Annotated in this window: 26 protein-coding genes; 20 read left to right on the top strand and 6 right to left on the bottom strand. The window is 70.8% G+C overall.

What is annotated here, in order from left to right; translation table 11 throughout:
* The first annotated feature begins 46 nt into the window (after positions 1–46).
* The 11 genes from AS029_RS06815 to rpsN all read left to right on the top strand — a co-directional run bounded on the left by AS029_RS06815 (position 47) and on the right by rpsN (position 8,383).
* Positions 47–1,099: a metal ABC transporter solute-binding protein, Zn/Mn family gene (locus tag AS029_RS06815; protein ID WP_058231836.1), complete on the top strand. Its 1,053-nt coding sequence runs from the start codon at positions 47–49 to the stop codon at positions 1,097–1,099.
* Positions 1,096–1,911 (top strand): metal ABC transporter ATP-binding protein, encoded by an 816-nt coding sequence (locus tag AS029_RS06810; protein ID WP_058231835.1) that lies wholly within the window; start codon positions 1,096–1,098, stop codon positions 1,909–1,911. Before AS029_RS06815 ends, AS029_RS06810 begins: the two co-directional genes overlap by 4 nt.
* The gene (locus AS029_RS06805; RefSeq protein WP_058231834.1) at positions 1,908–2,768 is read left to right on the top strand and encodes a metal ABC transporter permease; all 861 of its coding nucleotides are present in this window, start codon (positions 1,908–1,910) and stop codon (positions 2,766–2,768) included. Before AS029_RS06810 ends, AS029_RS06805 begins: the two co-directional genes overlap by 4 nt.
* Before the next feature lie 135 nt (positions 2,769–2,903).
* Positions 2,904–3,317, top strand: coding sequence for a Fur family transcriptional regulator (locus AS029_RS06800; RefSeq protein ID WP_058231833.1), 414 nt, complete (start codon positions 2,904–2,906; stop codon positions 3,315–3,317).
* Positions 3,286–4,332, top strand: coding sequence for a permease (locus tag AS029_RS06795; RefSeq protein WP_175456637.1), 1,047 nt, complete (start codon positions 3,286–3,288; stop codon positions 4,330–4,332). Before AS029_RS06800 ends, AS029_RS06795 begins: the two co-directional genes overlap by 32 nt.
* Positions 4,325–5,182: a TIGR03943 family putative permease subunit gene (locus AS029_RS06790; RefSeq protein WP_058231832.1), complete on the top strand. Its 858-nt coding sequence runs from the start codon at positions 4,325–4,327 to the stop codon at positions 5,180–5,182. The genes AS029_RS06795 and AS029_RS06790 overlap by 8 nt, the downstream gene beginning before the upstream one ends.
* Positions 5,172–6,578 carry a hypothetical protein gene (locus AS029_RS06785; protein WP_058231831.1) on the top strand — a complete coding sequence of 469 codons (1,407 nt, stop codon included), beginning with the start codon at positions 5,172–5,174 and terminating at the stop codon, positions 6,576–6,578. Before AS029_RS06790 ends, AS029_RS06785 begins: the two co-directional genes overlap by 11 nt.
* Complete coding sequence (locus AS029_RS06780; protein WP_058231830.1) at positions 6,575–7,249, top strand: DNA-3-methyladenine glycosylase; 675 nt, start codon at positions 6,575–6,577, stop codon at positions 7,247–7,249. Before AS029_RS06785 ends, AS029_RS06780 begins: the two co-directional genes overlap by 4 nt.
* Before the next feature lie 417 nt (positions 7,250–7,666).
* Positions 7,667–7,903 carry a 50S ribosomal protein L28 gene (gene rpmB / locus AS029_RS06775; protein WP_055832508.1) on the top strand — a complete coding sequence of 79 codons (237 nt, stop codon included), beginning with the start codon at positions 7,667–7,669 and terminating at the stop codon, positions 7,901–7,903.
* Positions 7,903–8,073, top strand: coding sequence for a 50S ribosomal protein L33 (gene rpmG, locus AS029_RS06770; protein WP_013584775.1), 171 nt, complete (start codon positions 7,903–7,905; stop codon positions 8,071–8,073). The genes rpmB and rpmG overlap by 1 nt, the downstream gene beginning before the upstream one ends.
* Positions 8,074–8,077: 4 nt before the next feature.
* Positions 8,078–8,383: a 30S ribosomal protein S14 gene (rpsN, locus tag AS029_RS06765; RefSeq protein ID WP_022878196.1), complete on the top strand. Its 306-nt coding sequence runs from the start codon at positions 8,078–8,080 to the stop codon at positions 8,381–8,383.
* Between the two features lie 86 nt (positions 8,384–8,469).
* Here the strand turns inward: rpsN and AS029_RS06760 are convergent, their stop codons facing one another.
* Positions 8,470–9,915 carry a helix-turn-helix transcriptional regulator gene (locus AS029_RS06760; protein WP_058231829.1) on the bottom strand — a complete coding sequence of 482 codons (1,446 nt, stop codon included), beginning with the start codon at positions 9,913–9,915 and terminating at the stop codon, positions 8,470–8,472.
* A gap of 174 nt (positions 9,916–10,089) precedes the next feature.
* A complete protein-coding gene (locus AS029_RS17980; RefSeq protein WP_139168042.1) occupies positions 10,090–11,454 on the bottom strand; it encodes a helix-turn-helix transcriptional regulator in 1,365 nt (454 codons plus the stop codon).
* 492 nt (positions 11,455–11,946) lie between these two features.
* Between AS029_RS17980 and AS029_RS06750 the strand changes: the two genes are divergently transcribed.
* Together AS029_RS06750 and AS029_RS06745 are read left to right on the top strand one after the other, a co-directional pair.
* Positions 11,947–12,234 (top strand): HU family DNA-binding protein, encoded by a 288-nt coding sequence (locus tag AS029_RS06750; RefSeq protein ID WP_013584778.1) that lies wholly within the window; start codon positions 11,947–11,949, stop codon positions 12,232–12,234.
* A 76-nt stretch (positions 12,235–12,310) separates the two neighbouring features.
* Positions 12,311–14,296: a bifunctional copper resistance protein CopD/cytochrome c oxidase assembly protein gene (locus AS029_RS06745; protein ID WP_058231827.1), complete on the top strand. Its 1,986-nt coding sequence runs from the start codon at positions 12,311–12,313 to the stop codon at positions 14,294–14,296.
* A gap of 284 nt (positions 14,297–14,580) precedes the next feature.
* On the opposite strand, the gene AS029_RS06740 is transcribed toward AS029_RS06745, so the two are convergent.
* Both AS029_RS06740 and AS029_RS06735 read right to left on the bottom strand, forming a co-directional pair.
* Positions 14,581–15,660 carry a hypothetical protein gene (locus tag AS029_RS06740; protein WP_058231826.1) on the bottom strand — a complete coding sequence of 360 codons (1,080 nt, stop codon included), beginning with the start codon at positions 15,658–15,660 and terminating at the stop codon, positions 14,581–14,583.
* A gap of 42 nt (positions 15,661–15,702) precedes the next feature.
* Positions 15,703–16,533, bottom strand: a complete 831-nt coding sequence (locus tag AS029_RS06735) for an NAD(P)/FAD-dependent oxidoreductase (RefSeq protein WP_058232049.1) — start codon at positions 16,531–16,533, stop codon at positions 15,703–15,705.
* Positions 16,534–16,584: 51 nt separating this feature from the next.
* On the opposite strand from AS029_RS06735, the gene AS029_RS06730 reads away from it, so the two are divergent.
* On the top strand, positions 16,585–17,058 hold the full coding sequence (locus AS029_RS06730; RefSeq protein ID WP_058231825.1) for a MerR family transcriptional regulator: 474 nt from the start codon (positions 16,585–16,587) through the stop codon (positions 17,056–17,058).
* A gap of 9 nt (positions 17,059–17,067) precedes the next feature.
* Positions 17,068–18,450 carry an ATP-dependent DNA helicase gene (locus AS029_RS06725; RefSeq protein WP_058231824.1) on the top strand — a complete coding sequence of 461 codons (1,383 nt, stop codon included), beginning with the start codon at positions 17,068–17,070 and terminating at the stop codon, positions 18,448–18,450.
* Positions 18,451–18,453: 3 nt separating this feature from the next.
* Here the strand turns inward: AS029_RS06725 and AS029_RS06720 are convergent, their stop codons facing one another.
* On the bottom strand, positions 18,454–19,107 hold the full coding sequence (locus tag AS029_RS06720) for a biliverdin-producing heme oxygenase (RefSeq protein WP_058231823.1): 654 nt from the start codon (positions 19,105–19,107) through the stop codon (positions 18,454–18,456).
* Between the two features lie 185 nt (positions 19,108–19,292).
* Here AS029_RS06720 and AS029_RS06715 point away from each other — a divergent pair, with 185 nt between their 5' ends.
* The 5 genes from AS029_RS06715 (at position 19,293) to AS029_RS06695 (ending at position 24,559) form a co-directional block, all read left to right on the top strand.
* On the top strand, positions 19,293–20,564 hold the full coding sequence (locus AS029_RS06715; RefSeq protein WP_058231822.1) for a serine hydrolase domain-containing protein: 1,272 nt from the start codon (positions 19,293–19,295) through the stop codon (positions 20,562–20,564).
* Positions 20,561–21,469, top strand: coding sequence for an EamA family transporter (locus tag AS029_RS06710; protein WP_058231821.1), 909 nt, complete (start codon positions 20,561–20,563; stop codon positions 21,467–21,469). The genes AS029_RS06715 and AS029_RS06710 overlap by 4 nt, the downstream gene beginning before the upstream one ends.
* Before the next feature lie 149 nt (positions 21,470–21,618).
* Entirely contained in the window at positions 21,619–21,948 is a 330-nt protein-coding gene (locus AS029_RS06705) for a DUF3140 domain-containing protein (protein WP_058231820.1), read from the top strand.
* Between the two features lie 36 nt (positions 21,949–21,984).
* On the top strand, positions 21,985–22,983 hold the full coding sequence (corA, locus tag AS029_RS06700; protein ID WP_058231819.1) for a magnesium/cobalt transporter CorA: 999 nt from the start codon (positions 21,985–21,987) through the stop codon (positions 22,981–22,983).
* 115 nt (positions 22,984–23,098) lie between these two features.
* Positions 23,099–24,559, top strand: a complete 1,461-nt coding sequence (locus AS029_RS06695) for an amino acid permease (RefSeq protein ID WP_058232048.1) — start codon at positions 23,099–23,101, stop codon at positions 24,557–24,559.
* Between the two features lie 178 nt (positions 24,560–24,737).
* Here the strand turns inward: AS029_RS06695 and AS029_RS06690 are convergent, their stop codons facing one another.
* Entirely contained in the window at positions 24,738–25,913 is a 1,176-nt protein-coding gene (locus AS029_RS06690) for a 4-hydroxybenzoate 3-monooxygenase (RefSeq protein WP_058231818.1), read from the bottom strand.
* Between the last annotated feature and the right edge of the window lie 160 nt (positions 25,914–26,073).

The raw sequence follows: 26,073 nt of genomic DNA, 5'->3' as shown, positions 1-26,073 counted from the left end.
GCGGCTGAGTTTGAGAACGATTATCACCAGCGTTACGGTTGCTCCCATGACCCGACGCATCCTCGCCCCCGTCGTCCTCGGGGCCGCCTCCGTTCTCGCGCTCGCCGGTTGCGCCGGCGGGGCGCCCGCCGCCACCAGCTCCGAGTCCGCCGCGGGCGGCAAGGTCGCGGTCGTGGCATCCACCGACGTCTACGGATCGATCGCGCAGGCGATCGGCGGTGACTTCGTCGATGTCACCTCGATCATCACGTCGTCGTCGCAAGACCCGCACGAGTACGAAGCCAGCGCGCAGGATCAGCTCACCCTGAAGAATGCAGGCCTGGTCATCGAGAACGGCGGCGGGTACGACTCGTTCATGGAGTCGCTCGTCGAGGCCAGCGGCACCACCGCGCCGGTCATCACCGCCGTGGAGTTCAACCACGACTACCCCGGTGCCGCGTCGCACGACGAGGCGCACGGCGACGAGGCGACCCCCGCCCCGACCGAGAATGCCGACGCGCACGCCGAAGACGACGGCCACGACCACGCCGAGGGCGAGACCCACGCCGAGGGCGACGGCCACGACCACATCGAGGGCTTCAACGAGCACGTCTGGTACGACCCGCACACCGTCGAAGACCTCGCCAACGACATCGCCGAGCACCTCGGCGAACTCGCTCCCGACCACGCGGCCGACTTCACGGCGAACGCCGACGCCTTCGTCGGCGAGATCGCCGGCCTCGAAGACTCGCTCGGGCAGATCGGGGCCAAGGATGCCGATGCGAAGGTCTTCGTGACCGAGCCGGTGCCCGTGTACCTCATCGAGGCCGCCGGGCTCGACAACGCGACCCCCAACGAGTTCAGCGAGTCGGTCGAGGAGGGGCAGGACGTCCCGCCCGCCACCCTGCTCGAGGCGCTGCAGCTGATCGACTCGGGCGAGATCCGGGTCATGATCGTCAACCCGCAGACCGGCGGCGCCGAGACCACGCAGGTCGAGAACGAGGCCAAGGCGAAGAACATCCCGGTGATCGAGTTCACCGAAACGCTCCCCGAGGGTCAGACTTACATCTCGTGGATGCAGAGCAACATCACGGCGCTGTCCGACGCGCTGGCGGCGTGACCGCCGCAGCCCCGCTGCGCATCCGCGGCGCCGCCCTGGAGCGGGGCGGCCGAGAGCTCTGGGCCGGGCTCGACCTCGAGGTCGAGCCCGGCGAGCTCGTCGCGGTGCTCGGGCCCAGCGGCTCGGGCAAGACGACGCTGCTGCGCGCGATCCTCGGCCTCGAGCGGCTGAGCGCCGGCTCCATCGAGGCGCTCGGCGCGCCCGTGCGTCGCGCGGGCAACCGTCGCATCGGCTACATCCCCCAGCAACGCCCCCTGCCCCGCGAGACGCCTCTGCGCGGGCGTGACATCGTCGGCCTCGGCGTCGACGGGCACCGGCTGGGGCTCCCGCTCTCGCGCAAGAAGGATCGCGCGCGCATCGACGAGCTGCTCGAGGCCGTGGGCGCCACCGCGTTCGGAGACCGACCCGTCGGACTCCTCTCCGGCGGCGAGCAGCAGCGCCTCCGCGTCGGTCAGGCCCTCGCCGACGACCCCGCCCTGCTGCTGTGCGACGAGCCGCTGACCAGCCTCGACCTCGCGAACCAGCAGGCCGTCGTGCGCCTCATCGATCGGCACCGCCGCGAGCGCGACGCGGCCGTGCTGCTGGTGACGCACGACATCAACCCCGTGCTCTCGCGGGTCGACCGCATCCTCTACATCGCGCACGGCCGCTTCACCCTGGGCACGCCCGACGAGGTGCTGACCACCGAGACGCTGAGCGGTCTCTACGGCGCCCCCGTGTACGTCGTGCGGGCCGGCGGGCAGCTCATCGTCGTCGGAGCACCGGATGCCGACGAGGCCCACCACCATCACCACGACGAGGACGACGCATGAACTGGTCCGACGTCGGCGACGCCCTGTTCGGCGGGGTCAGCCAGTACGGCGCCATCCTCGAGCTGGTGCAGAACTCCGTCTACGCCGGGGCCGTGCTGGGCCTCGTCGGCGGTCTCATCGGCGTGTTCGTCATGCAGCGCGACATGGCCTTCGCCGTGCACGGCATCAGCGAGCTGTCGTTCGCCGGCGCCGCGGTGGCCCTGCTCATCGGCGTCGACGTCGTCTCGGGCTCGATCGTCGGCTCGCTCATCGCGGCGGCCCTCATCGGTCTGCTCGGAGCGCGCGCCCGCGACCGCAACTCGATCATCGGCGTGCTCATGCCCTTCGGCCTGGGTGTCGGCATCCTGTGCCTCTCGCTCTACAACGGCCGCAGCGCCACGCGGTTCAGCCTGCTGACCGGGCAGATCGTGTCGGTGCAGAGCGAGCAGCTCGGGTGGCTCGTCGTCATCGGCGTCGCCGTGCTGGCGGCGCTCCTGCTGATCTGGCGCCCCCTGCGCTTCGATTCGCTCGACCCGCAGTCCGCCGCCGCCCGCGGGGTGCCCACCACCGCGGTGTCGCTGGCGTTCATGCTGCTGCTCGGTCTCATCGTCGCCGTCGCCGTGCACATCATCGGCGCGCTCCTGGTCATGGCGCTGCTGGTGACCCCGGCGGCGGCCGCGATGCGCGTGGCATCCGGGCCCCTGTCGGTGCCGCTGCTCGCGGCGGCGTTCGGCTTCGTCTCGGCCGTGGGCGGGGTGCTCCTCGCGGTCGCCGGAACCCTGCCGGTGAGCCCGTACATCACGACCATCTCGTTCGCGATCTACCTCGTCTGCCGTCTGGTCGGCGCGCGGCGCGACCGCACCACCCGCGCGCTCTGACGTCGACCGGCGGCGGCACGCCCCGGGTGCGGGCGGGAGGCGAGGCACCGCGGCGCGAGGCGGATGCGCGAGGCCGTCGCGGGCTACCGCGTAACCCCCAGCCGATTCACCGAACGCCTCGCTAGACTCGCCCGCATGGTCCAGCGCAACACGTGGCAGCGCGAGCGCGTGCGCGAAGCCCTGTCGGGAGCCGGCGGGTTCGTCAGCGCACAGACCCTGCACGCCACCCTGCGCGACGAGAACACCGGCATCGGCCTGGCCACCGTGTACCGCACCCTCGCCGGTCTGGCGGCCCGGGGCGACGCCGATTCCCTGCAGAGCCCCGAGGGCGAGAATCTGTTCCGCGCCTGCGAGACCCGCGGCCACCATCACCACCTGATCTGCCGCTCGTGCGGCAAGGCGGTCGAGATCGCGGCCACCGACGTCGAGGAGTGGGCGCAGCGCACCGCGGCCCAGCACGGGTTCAGCGAGGCCGAGCACGTGGTCGACATCTTCGGCATCTGCACCGATTGCGCCCGTGACCGGGCTCGCGAGCGTGGCGACGAGTAGTCGCACCACGGCACCCCCGCCGCAGCGTACGGGCGCCCCGCGCACCCTCGTCGCGCTCGGCCTGGGCGTCGTCGTGCTGGCGGTGCTGTTCCTGATCGACGCGCTCGCTCCGACGCTCTTCGCGCAGTCGCTGCCGACCCGCGCGCAAGACGGGCTGACCCTCGCTCTCAGCGTGCTCATCGAGTCGTTGCCGTTCGTCGTGCTGGGCGTCGTGCTGTCGATCGTCGTGCAGGTCTGGGTGCCGCCGGGGGCGATCGAGAGATGGATGCCGCGCGCGCCGTGGGCGCGCCGGGCGGTGCTGTCGCTGCTGGGCATGTTCATCCCCGTCTGCGAGTGCGGCAACGTGCCCTTCGCCCGCGGCCTGCTCATGCGCGGCTTCGGCGTCTCCGACACCCTGACGTTCCTCGTCGCGGCTCCGATCGTGAACCCGATCGTCATCATCTCCACGCACGCCGCGTTCGGCTTCAGCGACGGCATCCTCGTCGCGCGTCTCATCGGCGGGTACCTCGTCGCCAACCTCATCGGGTGGCTGTACAGCCGGCATCCCGATCCCGACAAGCTGCTCACCGAGCGCTTCCTCGAGACGTGCGAGATCGTCGTGCAGGAGCGCGGCGACCGCGGGCGGCGCACCCTGGCCCAGTTCGTCGTCGAGCTGCGCTCGGTCATGCCGGCGCTCATCATCGGCTCGCTGCTGGCGGGAGCGGTGCAGGTGCTCGTGCCGCGCAGCGCCCTGCTGGCGATCGGTTCCGACCCGGCCCTGTCGATCGCGGCGATGATGCTGCTGGCGATCGTGGTGTCGCTGTGCTCGAACGTCGACGCGTTCTTCGCGCTGTCGTTCGCCTCGACGTTCACGCCGGGGTCGATCGTGGCGTTCCTCGTCGTGGGCCCCATCATCGACCTGAAGATGATGGCGCTGCTGCGCACGACCTTCACCACGCGCGTGCTCGTCGGGATGACGGTGGTCGTGGTGCTGTTCGCCTTCGCCCTCGGAACGGTGGTGAACCTCCTTGTCTAGAACGGGTGCCCTCGCGACGCGCTGGCTGGGCGTGGGGCTCGCGACCTGCCTGTCGATCACCACGATCACGCTGTGGGTCACGGGCCGCATGTCGCTGTACATCAACCCCGACTCGGCCTGGTTCGCCGTCGGCATGTCGATCGTCCTGCTCATCGGGGCGGTCGCCTCGTTCGCGCTGCCGCTGGGGGCCGAGGCCGACCACGGCCACGACCACGAGCACGGCCATGCCCCGGCCGCGGCGTCCGCCCGTCGTGAGGCGTTCGCGCATGCCGATCACGAGCACGTCGATCCGCTCGACGACCACGACCACACCGCTCACGAGCACCTCGCGGCCCGCCCGCGGCTGACCCCGGCGGGGCTCGCCGCCTTCACCGGCGGGGTGCTCGCGTCGGGCGCGGTGATCGCCGTGCTGCTGACTCCGGCCGCGTCGCTGTCGACCGAGCTCGCCGTCTCGCGCGACATCGGCGCGCCCCCGCTGTTCGCGGGGTCCGATGTGGTGACCCTGGCGGCGTCGGGCGACACCTCGCAGTTCGGCATCGGCGACTGGTCGGCGGTGTTCGCCCACGCCACCAACCCCGAGACCTTCGACGGCAAGCCCGTCACCCTCACCGGGTTCATCACCCCCGGCGGCGACGGCGCGAGCTTCGATCTGACCCGGCTCGTGATCACGCACTGCGTCATCGACGCGCAGACCGCCCGCCTGCCCATCGCCGCCTCGGGAGCCGCCCCTGCCACCGGGCAGTGGGTGACGGTCACCGGTACGGTGCGCTCCAGCGGCGACGGCCGGCTCGAGGTGCAGGCCGAGCAGGTGGCATCCATCGACGAACCGGCGGATCCGTATGAGTACTGACTCCCGCCGGTCGAGGTCGCGCACGCGCCGCGGGCGCGCCTTCGCGGTCGCGTTCGCCGCGGTGCTCGTCGGCCTGGTGGTCGTGGGCGGCATCGGCGGCGTCGTCGCCGTCGCCCAGGGCCCCCGGGTCACCGACGTGCAGGTCGACCCGGCGGCGGCCGTCGCGGCATCCGGTTCGCGGGTGATCCTCACCACGACGCAGTCGCTCGAGACCGTCGACGCCTCGCAGGTGTCGGTGGAGCCCGCGACGCCCTTCACGGTCGACACGGCGGGGCGCAGCGTCGGAGTGCGCTTCACGCTGCCGCTGCGCGACGACACCGACTACCGCATCACCGTCGACGGCGTGAGCGGGCTCGGCGCGGGGCCCTCGTCGACGCTGACCGAGACGTTCCGCACCCCGCCCCTGCAGGCGTATCTGATGCAGCGCGGCACCCCCGAGGGCGACACGATCTTCCGGACCGACCTGAGGGGCGAAGCGGGACTCCCCGTCTTCGTCCATCCCCGCATCGAGGACTTCCGCGCCACGGCGAACCACCTCGTCATCTCGGTGCGCGACGGCGACACCGCGCGGGTGATCATCACCGACCCCGACGGACAGAACGCGCGCGATGTCGCCCTCCCCGGACCGGGCTTCGTCAGCAACCTGCAGTCGGCCGACCGGGGCGAGCGGATCGGCTTCACCTTCTCGGATGCCGATCTGAGCGCCGCCGGAGGTCGCGAGAGCCGCCTGTTCACCGTCTCGGCGGCCGATGACGCCCCGCCCACGGAGGTCGGCCTGAACGGCGGCGACGTGCGCATCGCCGACTACCGGTTCGTGCCCGACACCGACAGCATGCTCGTGCTGACCTTCGACTCGCGCCTGCTGCTGACCGACGCGGAGGGGGGCAACGCCGCGCCCCTGGGCAGCGCCGTGTCGATCGACGGCATCGCCCGCGGCTCGTCGGTCGCGATCGTCGAGCGTCTCGAGGGCATCCGCGAGATCGACCTCACCGACGGGTCCGAGCAGGCTCTGGTGCAGCCGGTCGACCCGCCCGGAATGGCCGGTCGCGCGACCCCCGTGCCCGGAACGGATGCCGGCACGATCCGCTCGTTCGCCGACATCAGCGCCGACGGCGTCTCACGCTCCACCACGGTCGCCCACGTCGAGACCGACGGCACGGTCCGCCCGTTGCTCGAGGTGCCGGGCTCCGACACGGTGCTGCAGACCTGCGTCTCGCCGAGCGGGCGGTACGCCGCGGTGCTCATCGCCCCGCGCGCCGTCGACAACCCGTTCGACCGGTATCAGCTGCCGCTCCCCGAGCGCCTGCTCACGCACCTCGTCGAGGTCGACACCGGCCAGGAGGTCGTGGCGCTCCAGGGCTTCGACCTGTCGTGGTGCCAGGTGCCTCCGCAGTGACGCGTCCGGCGACGCGCGACGACCTGTCGGCGCTTCCCGTCGAGGTCGCGCCGCGACTGCTGGGTGGGATGCTCGAGACCGTCGTCGCGGGGGAGCGCGTGGTCGCGCGACTGACCGAGGTCGAGGCGTACCACGGCCGGGGCACGGGCGATCGGCCCGATCCGGGCTCGCACGCGCGCATGGGGCCGACGGCGCGCAACGCCACCATGTGGGGCGAGCCGGGACACCTCTACGTCTACCTCAGTCATGGCATCCACTCCTGCGTCAACGTCGTGTGCGGCCCGGACGGGGTGGCCGGCGGTGTGCTGTTGCGCGCCGGCGAGATCGTCGAGGGCGCCGACGTGGCCGAACGGCGGCGACTCGAGCGACGCGGAGCCGTGCGTGCGCCGCGCGACCTCGCCCGCGGGCCGGGGCGCCTCGGCGACGCGGTGGGGCTGCGGCATCCGGTGCACGACGGGATCGATGCGGTGACGGGCGCGGAGCGGGCCGGGGCGGTCGCGCGCCTGTGTTTGCCGACCGAGCCTCCCGGCCGGATCGCCACGGGGCCGCGGGTCGGCGTGGCGGGCGTCGCGGGGACGGATGCCTTCCCCTGGCGGTTCTGGATCGAGGGGGATGCCACGGTCTCGGCGTTCCGCTGGGGCCGCGGCGCCGCGGAAGCGGCGGGGCGCTGAGGGATCCGGTGCCTTCGACGGGCTCGGGCGCCTGGTCGCACCGGTGGTCGGGGTCCGGTGCCCTCGACGGGTTCGGGCGCCCTGGTCGCGACGGAGGTGGCTGAGCCTGTCGAAGCCACCGGTGGTCGGGGTCCGGTCCCTTCGACGGGCTCAGGGACCCCGGTTCGGCGGCGGGGAGGCTGCGCTCGTCGAAGCCTGCGGGGTCGGGGCCCTTCGACAGGCTCAGGGACCTCGGCGCGAGTGCCCCGTCAAGCCGACACGCCGGTCGTGCTAGACTGACCCCTTGTCTGCGCGCACTCCAGCACGCAGTTCGCATCCCACCTCCTGATCACGGCCTCGTGCTGTGCGCAGGCGGGGTGCAGACAAGGGATCTTGGGTGGCACCGTCCGGTGTCACGGTACAGAAGGAGACATCACCATGGCAGCAGTGTGCCAGGTGACTGGAGCGGTTCCCGGCTTCGGTCACAACATCTCGCACTCGCACCGCCGGACGAAGCGCCGCTTCGACCCGAACGTGCAGAAGAAGACCTACTTCGTTCCGTCGCTGGGTCGCAACATCAAGCTCAACGTTTCGGCGAAGGGCATCAAGGTCATCGACGCTCGCGGCATCGAGTCCGTCGTCCGTGACCTGCAGGCGAAGGGCGTGAAGCTGTAATGGCGAAGAAGGCTCAGGACGTTCGTCCGATCATCAAGCTGCGTTCGACCGCGGGCACGGGGTACACCTACGTGACGCGCAAGAACCGTCGCAACAACCCCGACCGCATCGTGCTCAAGAAGTACGACCCCGTGGTCCGCAAGCACGTCGACTTCCGAGAGGAGCGCTAAGCACATGGCTAAGAAGAGCAAGATCGCGCGCAACGAGCAGCGCAAGGTCGTCGTCGAGCGCTACGCCGCGAAGCGCGCCGAGCTGAAGAAGACCCTGGTCGACCCCAACGCGACCGACGAGGCCCGCGAGGCCGCCCGCGTGGGGCTGCAGAAGCTCCCCCGCAACGCGTCGCCCGCCCGCGTGCGCAGCCGCGACGTCATCGACGGCCGGCCCCGCGGCGTCCTCACGAAGTTCGGCGTCTCGCGCGTCCGCTTCCGTGACATGGCCCACCGTGGCGAGCTGCCCGGTGTGACCAAGTCGAGCTGGTAAGCACCAGACACCCGCACGAAGGGCGGGGGTTCCGAGAGGAGCCCCCGCCCTTCGTCGTTTGGGCGGGGCTCCTGTGTCGTCGGGTCTCACTCGCCGGTCAGCCGCTCGACCGCCTCCGCGCGCGTGCGTACGCCGAGCTTCTGGTAGATGGAGCGCACATGACTCTTCACTGTGTTCAGCGAGACACCACGCTCACGTGCGATCTGAGCGAGACTGATCGGGCTCACCAGAAGCGAGGCGAGGGCGCGCTCGCTCGGAGTCAGCAATGCTGACGTCGCGGAGACGACACGTTCCGAATCGGGCAGAGCCGCGCGCGCAAGCGCGGCGCGGAGGGGAGATGCGACGGCCAGGAGGTCGTCGTGACCGTTCATCGCCGCGTTCACGAGGACTTCCGTCTCGCGATGGGGAAGCATCAGGAACGGCGTCGCCGAAAGGCCGGTGCGGACGATGAGCAGAAGCGCCGCCTCCATCGTCTCCCGGGCGCGGCGAGGGTGATCGAGACGGTTCAGGGCCAGCGCCCGTCTCACGAGGACGGGAATGAGGGTGCGCAAGCAGTGGTCGGTCCCCGCGGCCGCGCAGGCGTCGGTCTCGCCCAGCAGGTCGCGCTCGCGTCCGAGGTGCAGGAGAGCCGCCGATCGGTGCAAAGAGAAGCAGATGCTGTGCCCCTCAGGACTCTCGTACGGCTCGAGCAGGGCGAGAGCCTCACGATGCTCCCCCTCGGCGACGAGCAGGTCGGACGTCGCGCACACCAGGGAGTGACGCGCCATGCGATGGCTGCTGTGTCGGAGGGTCCCGCTCAGCAGACGTCGACTTCCTGCGCGTGCCGCGGCGAGGTCGCCGCTGAACATGTCGGCGACGACCTCCATCGCACCTGCCGAGAACGCGATGTACGAGTCCTGAGGCCGCGCCTTCGTCATCCTCGTCGAAACGCTCCGCAGTCCCGGGGCGTCGAGCCTTGCGGCGGCGACGTGTGCGTGCGCCAGCATCAGCAGGTGATCGGTCTCCTCTTGCGGCCAGTCCTCCTGCGCGAAGAGTTCCTCCGCCTCGGCGATGTCGGGTTCCGCTGACCGATGATCACCGTTCAGGGCGTGTCCGAGCGCGGCGAGGGACAGCGCACGGTAGCGCACTGCACGCGTGTCGGCGAAGAGAAGGGCCTGGGCGCTGAAGCGCGCGCCCATCTGCGGCCATCCGATCGCGTTGCAGTACTCGCCGGCACTCGCATACAGCTGGGATCGCACGCCGGGGCTCAAGGTGCCGGGGCGGGTGAGCCGCCCGCCCTCGAAGTATCGGGTGATCAGACCCATCCCCGCACCGAGTGCGTCGCGACGGGCACGTGCGGCGAGGCACGCGGTGAGATACGTCGCGGTGGCGTCCGTCCACGACGCCGGCGCCGCCGGCGGTTGCGTCTCCGCGAGCAGCGCCAGGTCGCGAGGGAGGGGGATGCCGTGGCCCGGGGCGAGACGGGCGACGGTTGCGGCCGCCGCGGCTTTGAGGTCGGCACCCGGCTCTCCCGGCGCCCGCTCACCGCGCACGACAAGTCCATCGCGTCGCGTCGGTGTCGACCGCACACGCCGTCGCCACGCCTTCGAACGTCCTCGCCCCGCAACCGGCGGGCCGTCCGCCGAGCGAACCGCGGCGAAGCCGACGGGTCGCTTCGCGTCGAGTGATCGCCTGGCCGGTGCAGCGATCACGTCCTCGAAGGGACGTCATCTCACGAGCGAGCGGGAGAGGACCTCTACCGCGGCGCGACGACCGCCGACCCCCAGCTTCGTGTAGATCGACCGCGCCTGGCTCTTGACCGTGTTCACCGATACGCCGCGTGCGAGAGCGATGTCGGGCAAGGTCATCGGTGTGGGCAACATCGCGGCCAGCTCGCGCTCAGCGGCTGTGAGCCCCGCATCTGCCCGGGGCGCGGGTTCCGTGCTGAGGGGTGCCGCGACTTGCGGCAGGGCGACGCGGAGCTCGGCGATGTCGCCCCGCAGTGCGGGGCGGGCGTCGGCGACCGCGTCGAGGAGCGCACGCACCTCGTCGCGGGGCAACATCACGAACGGCATGACCGAGATACCCGCCCGCACGAGAAGCAGAAGTGCGGACTCGAAGCTCTGCATCGCGCGTCGCGCTTCTCCCTGGCGCTGGAAGGCCACGGCGCGGCGGACGAGGAGGGGCACGAGGGTCCGCAGGTTGTGCTCGGCCTCGTCGGCCGCGCACGCCTCCGTTTCGGCGAGCAACTCGCGTTGTCGTCCCAGACCCAGCAGGCTGGCCGCGCGTTGCGAGGCGAAGCAGATTCCGTGCCCCGGCGAGCTCTCGTGCTGTGCGAGCAGGGAGAGGGCTTGGGTGAACTCACCCCGCGCGACGAGGATGTCGCTGTGGAGACACACGAGATTCTGCCGGGGGAAACTGTGGCTGCTGAGGCGACGACTGCTGAAGAGCAGCTGCGAGCTCAACGCGAAAGCCTCGGCGAACTCCCGTGAGTACAGATGAGCGGTGACGTCAGCCATCCCGGCCGTGAAGATCCAGTAGGGGTCATCGGGGTGCGTGGCGGTCATCTGGCTGCTGGTCGCGCGCAATCCCGTGACGTCGGCACGAGACGACGCCACGGCGATCTCCGCCGCGAAATGCCCGTAGTTCTTCTCGACCGCCGGCCACCCGTGGGCGTCGAAAAGCTCCTGCGCGCGACGGATCTCGGTGTCGGCGGCGGCGAACTCCCCGTTCATCGCCTGTGCGAGGGCGATGAGGGTCGTCGTGCGATAAAGGAGGGACGGAGTGTCGGCGAACAGCTGGGCTTCTGCGGCGAAACGAGCGCCCATGTGGGTCCACCCCAGGGCACCGCTGTACTCGGCGACGCACGCGTAGAGGTGAGTGCGCACGCCGGCGGACAGGGAGGCGGGCCGCCGCAGGCGCACGCCGTCGAAGTACCGGGAGATGAGGCGGCAGCCCTCCTCGAGCGAATCCTGACGCGATCTCGCCACGAATTGGGTGGCGAGGGTCAATGCCGCCGAGTCCGTCCAGACGGCGGGCGTGACGATCGGCTCCGACTCGGCGATGAGGGCGAGGTGGCGTATGGAGGGCACGCCGTTACCGGGCGGGACGCGTGAGGCCGTTGTGGCGATCGCGGCCCGCAGCGCGCGGCGCGCGTCGATGGAAGACTGGGATCCCGGCATCCGTGCCCCTCGGGTAGGGGCGAAGCCCTGCCCCGGGGCTTCGCCGTGTGCGGGCATTTTACGGTCCATACGTCACGCCGAATGACGAGAAGATGACGATCAGGCGGTCTAGAGGGTGACCCGGGTGACAAGTTCGCCCGCCAAAAGGCGTAGATTCACCCGAGCGGGCCGGGTCGCGCTCGCGCACCCCGGAGTGGTGAGGCGCGATCCCGTGCGCCGGCCGACCCTCACCGCGCCGACTGCAGCGCGACACGCCGGGCAGAAAGGGCCGAAATCCGTCAAGATCCGCGTAATTCCGCGGTTCGGTTGATACTGTCGAGGCGGTCTCCCGACCACCGAGGAGGGTTCCTCCTCGTCCGAGTAACGAGAGACGGCTTTCGCCGCCGTCTGGAGGACAACCACATGGCCGACAAGTCCATCACCAAGACCGAGCTCGTCGCGAGCATCGCCAGCGCGACCGGCCAGAGCCAGTCCGCCGTGTCGGGCGTGCTCGACTCCCTCTTCTCCACCGTCTCCGAGGCGGTCGCCAAGGGCAGCAAGGTCTCGATCCCCGGCTGGATCGCCTTCGAGCAGGTCGCGACGTCGGCTCGCACGGGCCGCAACCCGCAGACGGGCGAGGAGATCTCCATCCCCGCCGGCAAGCGCGTCAAGGTCACCGCGGGCTCCAAGCTCAAGGCCGCCGTCAAGTAAGACGGTCTCGAACCATCGGAGGGGGGATGCCACGGCATCCCCCCTCCGCTCTTTCCCGGCGACGTAGGCTGGTCGGGTGAATCCCCGACTTCTGCGCGTCGCGGGCCCCGTCATCCTGGTCGCGGTCTCGATCATCGCCGTCGTCGCCGGGCTCGCCTTCGGCGGGGGAGCGGCCCCCGGCCGTCTCGCCGACGCGGGTCCCGTGGTGCGTTGGGGTCTGCCCATCGCCACGGTGATGGTCAACCTCGCCGCGGCCACCATGGTCGGCTCGCTCGTGCTCGCGCTGTTCGCCCTGCCCGCGGGGGAACGACCCTTCGAGATCGCGCTCGACACGGCGTCGATCGGCGCGGCCCTGTTCACCGTCGCCGCGGCGGTGACGGGGTACATGACGTTCCTCAACGTCCTGAACGCCACCCCCACCCTCGACGCCGTCTTCGGGCAGCAGCTCGGTCGCTTCCTGGTCGAGAGCCCGCCGGGTCAGGCCTGGCTCATCACGACCATCGCCGGTGCGGTCCTCACGGTGCTCACCTTCGCCGTGCGTTCGTGGATCCCCACGCTGATCGTGGCGATCCTCGCGATCGCCTCCCTCATTCCGATGGGCACGCAGGGGCACTCCGGCACCGAGGCCAGCCACGACGCCGCGGTCACCTCCCTCGTGCTGCACATCATCGCCGCCGCGGCATGGCTCGGCGGCCTCATCCTGCTCGTCGTCGTGCGACCCGCGATGTCGCGCGGACAGCTGCAGACCACCCTCCTGCGGTACTCCTCGATCGCGCTCGTGGCGTTCATCGTCGTCGCGATCTCGGGCACGGTGCGCGCGTCGATCGGTCTCCTCGGCCTGCAGAACCTCTGGTCGGCGTACGGCGTGCTCGTGCTGGTGAAGGTGGTCGCGCTCGTGGCCATGGGCGTCTTGGGGGCCTGGTACCGCGGTCGCCTCATCTCGCGCATGGCCGACGAGCCCGGCTCTGCCCGGTTCTGGGGCGTCATCAGCCTCGAGCTCGTCTTCATGGGAATCGCCAGCGGTGTCGCCGCGGCGCTGGCGCGCACGCCCCCGCCCGCCGAGGCGCCCCTGGTCGGCACCACTCCGGCCGAGGTGCTCACGGGTGCGCCTCTGCCGCCCGAGCTGACCCTCGAGCGCTGGTTCACGGCGTGGAACGTCGACCTGCTGTGGACGCTGATCGTGGCGTTCGGCCTCTTCTTCTATCTGGCCGGTGTCTGGCGCCTCCTGCGTCGCGGCGACGGGTGGCCGATCCACCGCACGGTGCTGTGGTGCCTCGGTCTGTTCGGGGTGTTCTGGGTCACGTCGGGGCCGATCAACGTGTACCAGGACTACCTGTTCAGCATGCACATGATCGGGCACATGCTGCTGTCGATGGCGATCCCGCTCATGCTCGTGTTCGGAGCCCCGGTGTCGCTCGCGGCCCGTGCGATCCGCAAGCGCGACGACGGCACGCGCGGCGGCCGCGAATGGATCCTCTGGGCGGTGCACAATCCGGTCGCGAAGGTGCTGACCAACCCGTACGTCGCCGCCGGACTGTTCATCGGCTCGCTCTGGGCGTTCTACTACACCGATCTGTTCCGATGGTCGCTGTACGACCACGTGGGCCACATCTGGATGGTCGCGCACTTCCTCGTCACGGGGTACCTGTTCGTGCTCAGCCTCGTCGGCACCGACCCCGTGCCCTTCCGCCTGCCCTATCCCATGCGCCTGCTCGTGCTCATCGCGATCATGGCGATGCACGCCTTCTTCGGCATCGCGATCATGATGAACTCCGGACTCATGGTCTCGGAGTGGTTCGGGGCGATGGGTCGCACGTGGGGCGCGACACCCCTGGACGATCAGTACGTCGGCGGCGGCGTCGCCTGGTCGGTGGGTGAGATCCCGACCCTCATCCTCGCCATCACGGTCGCCATCCAGTGGAGCCGCAGCGACGAGCGCCAGCAGAAGCGCCGCGACCGGCACGTCGACCGCGTCGGCGATCTCGAGCTCGACGCCTACAACGAAGAACTCGCGCGCCTCGCCGCCCGCGACGCCCGCGTCGCCGCCCGCGGCGGCAGCTGAGTCCCGGGGGCGATGCCCCCGTCCGGCCGCGGCGGCGCGCATGACGGCGGAGCACGGCGCCGACACGCGGGCCGTGGCAGCCGTGTGGCGGCGTGTCGCACGAATTCCCCGCGGTCGTGCCCGCCGCCGCGGCGCCCGGGCGATCGCTCTGCGGCTTGTACGGCGGGCGTGCACAACGGCGGCGAACGGGGACGACACGCGGGCGGTGAATGCCTGGCGGCGGCGTGTCGTTGAAGAGATCCGCCGTTGTGCACGCGGCATCCGCCCGCCGGGCCGCCGCCGGTTCAGTCGGAGGAGCCGCCGACGAGGATGGATGCCGAGCCGTCGGGCTCGACGGTGATCTGGCCGTCGACGGTGAAGTCGACGTCTTCTTCGACCGTACGGACGCTGCCGTCGAAGATGGAGCGGATGTCGACCTCGATGTGCGCGACCGCCGGGGCGGACGGGATGCGCCACCCGGCGCCGTCGGGTTCGACGGTGACCTGCGGCTGTTCGACGATCGACCACGACGGGGCGTCGTCGATGCGATTGCGCACCGTGAAGCCGAACGGACAGCCCGTGGGCTGCAGCACCTTCTGCTCCGCGCACGCGGAGAGGAAGTCCTCCACCCGCTGCTGCACGACCCCGCGGAACTCCTCGGTCGGCTGGGCCTGCACGTCGACGGGGATGCCGGCCAGCGGCGCGTCGGCGAGCACGGCGACGCCGGGGGTCGCCGAGATCGCTGTGTCGACCGACACCGAGTACAGCCCCGGCGAGAAGACGAGCAACGGAAGGGCGGCGGTCGGGTCGACGTCGGCCCCCTCGATCGCGACCTGCCGCTTGTCGACCTCGAAGCCGTTCACCGCGAAGCGCATCGACCCCTCGACCGAGAGGTTCATCACCGACAGGGGACTCCGAGCGAAGCGCCAGCGGGGCAGCAGGGCATTGCCGGTGTCGCTCGTCACGTCGAACGTCGTCGACCCGGCGTATCCGCCGACGGAGTAGCTGACGCTGACGCGCGTGCGGTCGCCGTCCACGCTCTCGCCGGTGACAACGGCATCCGTCACCGCCTGCAGCGAGTCGGGGCGCAGCAGTGCTTCGGAGGCGGTGGCGGGCAGACCCGCCGCCTCGAGCTCGGCGGAGTCGACCGCGACACCGGGGACGGCCAGGGCCTCGGCGGCGCGGCGCTCCTGCAGAAGCTCGAGGTAGTGCAGCACGAACGCGCGGGGGCTGTAGAACTCGCGGTACAGCGAGGCGGTGCCGGCCCCGAGCGCGGCGACGAGCAGCACGCCGATCAGGATCATCGCCGGGATCTCGAGACGCCGGCGCGCGCGCACGCCGCCGACACCCTCGGGCGTCGCGGGGCCCCCGCCGGCGTTGCTCACGCCCCCAGTCTAGGAAGCAGTCCTGTGGGGGTGCCGCGTGCGTTACGCCACGAGCGACCGCACGACGGCCACGGCCGCGAGCTGTCCTCCCGCGATCGCCGCCGCCAGCGAGAACATCGGCCCCGGAAGGTGGTCGGGGTGGGCGATGTCGCCGACCGCGTACACGCCCTCGACGCTCGTGCGGCCGAACGGATCGGTGCGCACGGCGCCCGACTCCTGGCGTTCGAGACCGAGCGCGTCGACGAGCTCACCGCGCACGGTCCACGTCGGCGCGACGAAGGCGCCGGCCACCTCGCGCGCGGTCCCGTCGGCCAGGTGCAGGCGGAGTCCGTCGCGAACGCCCGAGACGGCGCTCACCTCGTCGGGTGCCACGACGTGCACCTCGGATGCCACCGGCTCGAGCATCCGCGCGAGGACGACGGCGTGCGGCGAGGCGTTGACGACGGCGACGGGGCGACCGGCGAACTCGTGTCCGTGGCAGAACGGGCAGTTCGCGACGGTGTCGCCCCAGTGCTCGGCGAGACCGGGGATCGGCGGGAGCTCGTCGGCCACACCGGTCGCGAGGATCACCGCGTGGGCGCGGAGGGCGTCGCCGTCTACGGTGACCGTCAGCGCGTCGCCGTCGCGCACGATGCCGGCGGCCGTGGCATCCCGGACCTCCACGGCGTCGTATGCGGCGATCTCGGCGCGGGCGATGCGGCGCAGCTCCGCCGGATCGCGTCCGTCGTTGGTCAGCAGGTTGTGCGCGTGGCGGACGGTGCCGTTGCGATACGCGCCCGAGTCCAGCAGCAGGGTGCGCCGGTGCATCCGGCCCAGCGTCAGCGCCGCCTGCAGACCCGCGGGGCCGCCTCCGATGATGATCGCGTCGTACACGATGGGCTCCTTCCGTTTGCGTCCGAGGCCATCGTGTGACTTCATGTCGACATGAAGTCAAGCGGGGAGTCCATCGGCGAGGCGGCGGCGCGGTTCGGGCTCGACACCCACGTGCTGCGGCACTGGGAGGACGCGGGGCTGCTGCGCCCCGCGCGCGACGGCGCGGGGAGGCGCCGGTTCGGCGACGACGACGCCGTGCGCATCGCCGTGATCCTGCGCAACAAGGCGGCGGGGCTCTCGCTCGAGCAGATCCGCGTGCTGCTCGACGACGACGCCCCCGACCGGCATCGGGTGCTCGAGGAGCACGTGGCCGAGCTCGACCGTCGCGCGGCCGAGATCGCCGAGGCCCGCGCGATGACCGAGCACGCGCTGCGGTGCCGGTCGCACGACATCACGCAGTGTCCCCGATTCCGCAGCCACGTCGCCGACGTGCTCTCGGGCGAGGCGCGTTGGCTGCTCCTCCACACCGAGCCGGCGGGTGGCGCCGTCGGCACGGCTCTGCGTCGGCGCGACGGCGCGAACTAGCATGGGCCGGTGACCACGCCGCCCCTTTCCGCCGAGCAGCAGGCGCTGTTCCGGCTGATCGAAGACACGCGCGAGCACGTCTTCGTCACGGGCCGCGCCGGCACCGGCAAGTCGACGCTGCTGCAGCACCTGGCATGGAACACGAAGAAGCAGATCGCCGTCTGCGCGCCGACGGGCGTGGCCGCGCTCAACGTCGAGGGGCAGACGATCCACTCGCTGTTCCGCCTGCCGATCGGGCTGATCGCGAACGGCGACATCGATCAGAACGACGCCACCCGCAAGATCCTCAACGCCATCGACACCCTGGTGATCGACGAGATCTCGATGGTCAACGCCGACCTGATGGATGCCATCGACCGCTCGCTCCGTCAGGCCCGCGGTCGTCGCTCCGAGCCGTTCGGCGGCACGCAGATCGTCATGTTCGGCGACCCGTACCAGCTGGCCCCCGTCCCGCCGCGGGGCGACGAGATGCGCTACATCCGCGATCACTACCGCTCGTTCTGGTTCTTCGACGCGAAGGTCTGGTCGGGCGCGGCGGCCAGCGACGGGCTCATCGACATCGGCCGGCACGGCGCCGACCTGCACGTGAACGAGCTCGTCGAGATCCACCGGCAGTCCGACCCGGGCTTCAAGACGCTGCTCAACGCGGTGCGCTACGGGCGCGTAACGGCCGAGATGGCCGGCATCCTGAACAGCGCGGGGGCGCGGACGCCGCCGCATCCCGCCGATGGCGAGCACCCGGTCATCACGCTCGCCACCCGCAACGACCGCGTGAACACCATCAACCGCAAGCACCTCGACGAACTCGTCGGGCGCACCCAGACCGCGAACGCGGAGATCTCGGGCGACTTCGGCCGCGGCGAGGCCAACTACCCCGCCGAGATGGAGCTGACCCTCAAGGTCGGGGCGCAGGTCATGTTCCTCCGCAACGACGCGGGGCAGTTCGGCGAGGCGCCGCGATGGGTCAACGGGACGATCGGCACGGTCACCCGCATCGCCGGCGACAGCGTGCGCGTCGAGGTCGACGGCATCCAGCACGACGTCGAACCGGCCGTGTGGGAGAGGTACCGCTACGCCTACGACCCCGGCACGAAGAACCTGTCGCGCGAAATCGTCGCCGAGTTCACGCAGTTCCCCCTGCGGCTGGCGTGGGCCGTCACGATCCACAAGTCGCAAGGCAAGACGTACGACCGCGCCGTGGTCGACCTCGGTTCGGGCGCCTTCGCCCCGGGGCAGACCTACGTCGCGCTCAGCCGGCTCACCTCGCTCGACGGTCTGTATTTGACGCGTCCGTTGCGCCCCGGCGACATCCGGGTCGACGAAGACGTCCGCCGCTTCATGAAGCAGGCGTGGCTGGCCCGGCAAGACGAGGCGGCCACCCGTCAGGCGTGAGGCTCAGGCGACCCGTGCGGCCTTCGCGCGCGTGAGGTCGGCGAACAGCTCGGTGGTGAAGCGGTAGGCCACCAGCACCTCGGCGATGACACGTTCTTTCTCGGCGTCGTCCCACGGCGCGGCGTCGAGCTGCTCGCGGTAGACGCTCTTGAACGCCTTGGGATCGGCGATGTCGCCGAAGAGCAGGAACCCGATGCCGTTCGTCTCGAACCCGAACTGCCGCTGCATGAGCCGGCCGATCGACGGGCCGCCCGACAGATCGCCGAGGAACCGCGTGTAGTGGTGCGCGACGAACCCACCCGGCCAGGTGGCCGCCACGCGTCGGATGCGCGAGACGTACGCCTGCGTGGTGGGCAGGGGGCGGATCTCGTCGCGCCACTGCGGGCCGATGAGGAAGGCGAGGTCGGCCTCGAGCGCGGGCAGGCGCGAGAGCTTGTCGCTCAGGAACACGGATGCCACCGGGTCGGTGCGCATGCGCGCGGACGCCTCTTCGAGGGCGGCGTAGAGGAACCAGTGCTGGGCGATGAGCGCGATGTAGTCGTCGCGGGTTCCGGCGCCGGTGAGCAGGTCGGTCATGAACCCGTCGCACTCGCGGGGCGAGTGCGCGCTGCTGGAGCGCTCGCGCAGAGCCGTGGAGAACGGGACGACGGCGTTCATGCGGTCATCATACGCAAAGAGTTAGGTTCGCCTAACCCCGTGTTCCCCCGGAGTCGCGCGAGGTGGCGGCAGTCGTGATGCAGACGTGACTCCCCGGGTGCGCAAGCGGCGGGTGGGCCCCCGCCCCGTGTGTTTGAATTCAACGGGAGTGCGCTTCGTCGCGCTCGGAAACGCTGGGGGTTCACATGCGGAGATGGCGTCGTTCCGCGGCCGTCGCGATCGCGGGCGCGGGAGCGCTCGCCCTCGTGCTGAGCGGCTGCACGAGCCAGGGGACGGTGTCGATCGACGTCCCCGCGCAGGTGGACGCCCCACTTCCCGAGGCCACCGTCACCGAGATGCGCGACGCGGTGAGCGCGGCCATCACGGCGACCGGAGCGACCGGGGCCATCGTGGGCGTCTGGGCGCCGTGGAGCGGCACGTGGATCTCCGGCGTCGGCACACAGGGTCCCGGCGGAGCCGAGGTGACCGACGACCTGCAGTTCCGCGCCGCCGACGTCACCGGTGCGATGACGTGCGACGCGGTGTACCGCCTCGCCGCCGACGGGCGCTTCGCGCTCGACGACCCGATCACGCAGTGGGTCAGCAACGTGCCCGGCTACGAGGACATCACCCTTCGGCAGCTTTGCGACGGCACGTCGGGCCTCGCCTCGTACACCTCGAGCCTCGACGGCCTGGTGCGGAGCAACCCCGATCGCGTGTGGAACGCGCGCGAGCTGATGGCGTACGGCATCTCGAAGCCCCGCCTCAACGATCCCGGTGTCTCGTTCGCCTCGTCGCCGACGAACTTCCTGCTCGCCGGCCTCGCCGTCGAGCGGGTCACCGGCGAATCGCTCGCCGACGTGATCACCGAGCGCGTCATCGACCCGCTGGGTCTTGCCGCGACGTCGTTGCCGGGCCCCGCGGCCGCCACCCCGGGCACGTCGCCGCTGACGGGTCACTGGTCGCAGCCCAACGCCGACGGCGCCTACGACTGCGCGCAGCCGACCGAGTTCACCACGATGTCGTCGAGCTACGGGCAGGCCGTGTCCGGCGCCGTCACGAACATCCGCGACCTCGGGCGGTACGCCCAGGCCCTCGCGACCGACGCGCTGCTTCCCGACGACAACGACAGGTTCGCGAACCCGGTGCCGGTCGCCGCCGATCAGCCGACGTGGTTCACCGCGGCGGGCGGGGCCTACCAGGCGGGCTCGCTCATCGGGCAGTTCGGTTCGACGCCGGGCTACATCGTGGGCGCCTTCGCCGACCCCGCGACCGGAATGTCGGTCGCCGTGGTGCTGAACAACTCCGCCGGCAACGAGAACACCGGCGCCTGGCTCGCCTGGCAGCTCGCGGCGATCGCCTCCAAGGCCCCCGCGGCCGCGGGGCAGACGCTGCCCGAGGCCGGCCTCCCCTGGACCGCCGACCAGATGCGCGACGCCATCACCGCCAACGCCATCTGCGCGCCCCCCGCCGGATGATCGCACGCGGCGGACAGGGCTCGGCCGCCGCGCTCGTGCTGGTGGGTCTCGCGTGCCAGGAGGTCGGCGCGTCGTTCGCCGTCATGCTCTTCCCCGAGACCGGCCCGCTCGGCATCGTCATGCTGCGCCTGGTCTTCTCGGCGCTGCTTCTGCTGCTGATCGCTCGTCCGCGCCTACGCGGCCACACCGCCGTGGCGTGGCGCTCGGTCATCGGCTTCGGCGTGGTGCTGGCATCCATGAACGGGCTGTTCTACCTCGCCCTCGCACGCCTGCCGCTCGGGGTGACCGTCACGATCGAGGTGCTCGGCCCGCTGACCCTGTCGATCCTGACGGCGACGGGCCTCGCGCGCTGGCTCTGGGCGGGCCTCGCGCTCGCGGGGGTCGTCGCCCTCGGTGCGGGCGGGTGGGACCGGCTCGACCTGCTCGGCGTCGTCTTCGCGCTCGGGGCGGCCGTGAGCTGGGCGCTGTACATCCTCGCGTCGGCGCGCGTCGGCCGGGAGTTCCCCCGCCTCGACGGGCTCGCGCTCGCGATGGCGGTGGGGGCGGTCATCGTCCTGCCGTTCGGTGTCTGGCAGGCGGGCTCGGCGCTGCTGCGCGTCGACATCCTCGCCCTGGGCGCCGCGGTCGCGCTGCTGTCGTCGACCATTCCGTACGCCCTCGAACTGGTGGCGCTGCGTCGCCTGCCCGCGTCGGCGTTCGCGATCCTCATGAGCCTCGGACCCGCGACGGCCTCGGTCGCCGGCTTCCTGCTGCTGGGGCAGCACCTGTCGTGGCTGGAGATCGCGGGGATCGCCCTGGTCATCGCGGCCAGCATCGGGGCCGTGCTCGCCGCCGCCCGTCGCGGCAGCGCGGCGCGGCATCCGGGACCCGACGCCGACGAGCCGTTGAGCGAGCCCGTCGGTTGAACGGATGCCGCCGCGCGGTGAGCGCCACAGCGAGCCGTCGGCGGTGCGGACGCCGACGCGTGGCGGATGCCGGTGCGGTGCGGATGCCACCGCGTCGTCGCCGGCGCAAGGGGGCGTCGACGTCGTCGGCCCTTGGCGAGGATGACGGCATGAGCGACGACAACGATCAGACCAAGAAGGACTTCGACGACGCGGTGAACATGACCGCGAGCGAGCTGAAGAAGTGGCTCGACACCGACGAATCGAAATCCGTCGGGCAGAAGAAGGACGGCGGCGAGTCGACCGGTCACGAGAGCGGGCGGCACATCGTGCGCATCCTCGAGAAGAAGAAGGCCGATCTCACCGACGACGACTACGCCCACATGCGCAAGGTCGTCGGCTACGTCAAGCGCCACAGCGCGCAGAAGCCGAAGGGCGACATCACCGACACCGACTGGCGCTACTCGCTCATGAACTGGGGCAACGACCCGAAGAAGTGACCGGGCGCACATAGGCGTCGGGAGTACAACGGACTCATGCCCATCATCGACAGCGCCGTGTACGTCGACGGTCACCGCATCGAGAACCCCGCGAGCCTCGACCAGACCTTCGAGTACATGGAGGCCCACGGCGGCATGGCGTGGATCGGGCTGCTGCGCCCCTCGCCCGACGAGCTCGAGCGTGTGGCCGCCGAGTTCTCGCTGCACCCGCTCGCCGTCGAGGACGCGCTCACCGGGCACCAGCGGGCGAAGCTCGAACGCTACGGCGACAACCTCTTCGCGGTGCTGCGCCCGGCGCGGTACATAGACGAGAGCGAGACGGTCGAGTTCGGCGAGCTGCACGTGTTCATCGGCGCCGACTACGTCGTCACGGTGCGTCATGCCGAGGTGCCCGACCTCTCGCGCGTGCGCCGTCGCCTCGAGAAGAGCCCCGACCTGCTCGCGCGGGGACCCGAGGCCGTGCTCTACGCGATCCTCGACGAGGTCGTCGACCAGTACGACCCGGTCGCGCGGGGGCTGCGCAACGACGTCGACGAGATCGAGGACCAGCTGTTCGGCACCGGCGGCGCCGAGCTCACGCAGCGCATCTACGAGCTCGCGCGGGAGGTCATCCACTTCCAGCGAGCCGCCGAGCCGTTGCGCGGCATGCTCGAGGCGCTGCTGCGGGGCGCCGACAAGTACGGCGTCGACCTCGAACTGCAACGGTCGCTGCGCGACGTGCTCGACCACGTGCTGCGCCAGTGCGAGAAGCTCACGGCGCTGCGCGCGATCCTCGACAACGCCCTCACCGTGAACGCCACCCTCGTCACCCAACGGCAGACCGAGACCTCGCTGCAGCAGAACGAACAGGTGAAGAAGATCTCGGGGTGGGCGGCCATCCTGTTCGGCCCCTCGCTGATCGGCGCGATCTACGGCATGAACTTCAAGAACATGCCCGAGCTGGAGTGGCAGTACGGCTACCCGATGGCGCTGGTGCTCATGGTGGCGGTGTCGGCGGGTCTGTGGCTGACGTTCAAGTGGAAGAAGTGGCTCTGAGCCGTGGCATCCGGATGCCGCCGATCTCGGCGCGCTTGCTGGACAGGCGGTGCGCGAAACGAATGATGGGTACGTGAACGACTCCACTCCGCGCTCGGGCGACGCCGCCGAGCCGATCAACACCTCGACCGTGCAGCTCGAGGACAGCGGCTACCACAAGGGCCTGTCGTCGCGTCAGGTGCAGATGATCGCCATCGGCGGTGCGATCGGAACGGGGCTGTTCCTCGGCGCCGGCGGCCGTCTCGCCCAGGCCGGGCCGGCGATCGTCATCTCGTACGCCGTCTGCGGCGTCTTCGCGTTCTTCATCCTGCGCGCGCTCGGCGAGCTGGTGCTGCACCGCCCGAGCTCGGGGTCGTTCGTGTCGTACGCGCGCGAGTTCTTCGGCGAGAAGGCCGCGTTCGTCTCGGGCTGGTTCTACTGGATCAACTGGGCGATGACGACCATCGTCGACATCACCGCCGCGGCCGTCTACATGAACTTCTTCGGCAAGTACGTGCCGTGGATCGGCGCGGTCCCGCAGTGGCTGTGGGCGCTGATCGCACTGGTCGTGGTGCTGGCGGTCAATCTCGTGTCGGTCAAGGTGTTCGGCGAGCTGGAGTTCTGGTTCGCCCTCATCAAGGTCGCCGCCCTCGTGGCGTTCCTGCTCGTCGGCATCTACTTCGTCGTGTTCGGCACGCCCAACGGCTCGCCCGTCGGGTTCTCGCTCATCGCCGACAACGGCGGGTTCCTCCCCAACGGCATCCTGCCCGCCATCCTCCTCATGCAGGGCGTCGTCTTCGCCTACGCCTCGATCGAGCTGATCGGCACGGCCGCCGGCGAGACGAAGAACCCCGAGAAGGTCATGCCCCGGGCCATCAACTCGGTGGTGCTGCGCGTGGCGGTGTTCTACGTCGGGTCGGTGCTGCTGCTGTCGCTGCTGCTCCCGTTCACGGCGTACTCGGCCGGCGAGAGCCCGTTCGTGACGTTCTTCGCCTCGATCGGGGTGCCGGGCGTCGACGTCATCATGAACATGGTCGTGCTGACCGCGGCGCTGTCGTCGCTGAATGCGGGGCTGTACTCCACGGGCCGCATCCTGCGCTCGATGGCGATCGCGGGCTCCGCGCCGCAGTTCGCCGCGCGCATGAACAAGGCGGGCGTGCCCTACGGCGGCATCGCGATCACGGCAGCGGTGGCCCTGTTGGGGGTCGTGCTGAACTTCTTCGTGCCCGCCGAGGCGTTCGAGACGGTGCTGAGCGTCGCATCGGTCGGCATCATCTCGACGTGGGCGACCATCATCATCTGCCAGATGCGTCTGAAGCAGCTCGCCGACCGCGGGCTGCTGGTGCGCCCGTCGTTCCGGCTCTTCGGCGCGCCGTACACGAACTGGGTGACGCTGGTGTTCCTCGCGGGTGTGCTCGTGCTGGTCTTCGTGGACTCACCGGCGACGCTGGTGGCCACGGTCGTCGCCGTGATCGGCATCGTCATCGGCTGGTACGCCTGCCGCAAGCGCATCGCCGAACTGGCTGCGGAGCGTGAGGGCTACACGGGAACGCACCCCGTGGTGCCGAGCCCGTTCCCGAAGGCGCCCGAGGACTGAGCTTCTCCGCCCCGGCACGCGGGGATGCCGGGCTCGCTTCGGTTCGGGGCGGGTTTCGCCGATCGGGGCGCGATTTTTCTGCCCCGAGTGGCCGATTCCGCCCCGAACCGGCTGGTCTCGCCCGGACGGCTCGTGCCGACCTGGGCCCGAGGTCACGGCCGGGGGAGCACGGAGAGGGTCAGACGTCGAGGGGCCACCCGCAGTACGCCTCGGCGAGGTACGCACGGCCGTGCTCGGACTCCACCACGGTGCGCAGCTCGCCGAGCTGGCGGCGGCGGTCGAAGTCGGTGGCATCCGGAGCCGCGTGCAGCATGCTCGTCATCCACCATGAGAAGTGCTGGGCCTTCCAGATGCGGCGGCTCACGGTCTCGGGATAGGCGTCGAGCAGGCGTTCCTCGCCGTCGAGGAGGAGGGCGCGCAGGGCTTTCGCGAGCACGCGCACGTCGGCGATGGCGAGGTTCATGCCCTTCGCGCCGGTCGGTGGCACGGTGTGGGCGGCGTCACCGACGAGCGCGACGCGGCCACGACGCAGCTCGTGCGCAACGAAGCTGCGGAAACGCAGGACGTCGCGCTGGAAGATAGGGCCCTGCTTCAGCTCGGTGCCGGGCACGCGCTTCTGCAGCTCGTCCCAGAGCTGCGCCTCGCTGTAGGCGGCGGTGTCGGTGTCGGGGGCGCATTGGAAGTACATGCGCTGCACGGTCGCCGACCGCTGGCTGACGAGCGCGAAGCCGTCGGGGGAGTTGCTGTAGATGAGCTCGTCGCTCGAGGGCGGGGCTTCGCAGAGGACGCCGAACCAGGCGAACGGGTACTCGCGGAAGTATCCGCCCGTGCTCGACCCGGTCACCGCGGCGCGGGCGACGCTGCGCGAGCCGTCGGAGCCGACGACGAACTCCGCCTCGATCTCGAAGGGCGCGCCGTCGGCGTCGCGGGCGATCACACGCGGGCGGTCGCCGTTCTCGATGCGCTCGGCGGTGACGCCGAATCGCAGGTCTTGCCCGGCGGCGAGCCGCGCGGCGATCAGGTCCTTCAGCACCTCGTGCTGCGGGTACAGCCACACGGCCCGGCCGACGGATGCCGCGAAGTCGATGCGGTGCCCCTCGCCCTCGAAGCGCAGTTCGATGCCGTCGTGGCGGTGGCCGACGGTGCGGGCGCGCGAGGCCGGGCCGATGGTGTCGAGCAGCTCGACGGTGCCCTGCTCGAGGATGCCGGCGCGGATCGTGCTCTCGATCTCGTCGCGCGAGCGCTGGTCGATGACGACCGATTCGATGCCGGCCTGCTCCAGCAGGTGCGAGAGCAGGAGCCCCGCGGGGCCGGCGCCGACGATGGCGACACGAGTGCGGACGGTGGTGGTCATGGCGTCTCCTTCGACGGTGGCTGTGGTCGATGGTGCCTCCCTCACCCCGAGCCCATGCGCCCTCTCTCATTGAACGGGATGCCACGAGCATCCCGCGCGTGCCGTTCCGCGCCGCGGTCGGCAATGTCTCCCGGACGTGAGCCGTGGCGTGCGCCGAACG

The sequence above is a fragment of the Microbacterium enclense genome (assembly GCF_001456955.1).
Classification (GTDB): Bacteria; Actinomycetota; Actinomycetes; order Actinomycetales; family Microbacteriaceae; genus Microbacterium; species Microbacterium enclense.
The sequence above is the reverse complement of the archived record's forward strand: the minus strand, read 5'-3'. Positions and strand labels throughout refer to the sequence as shown.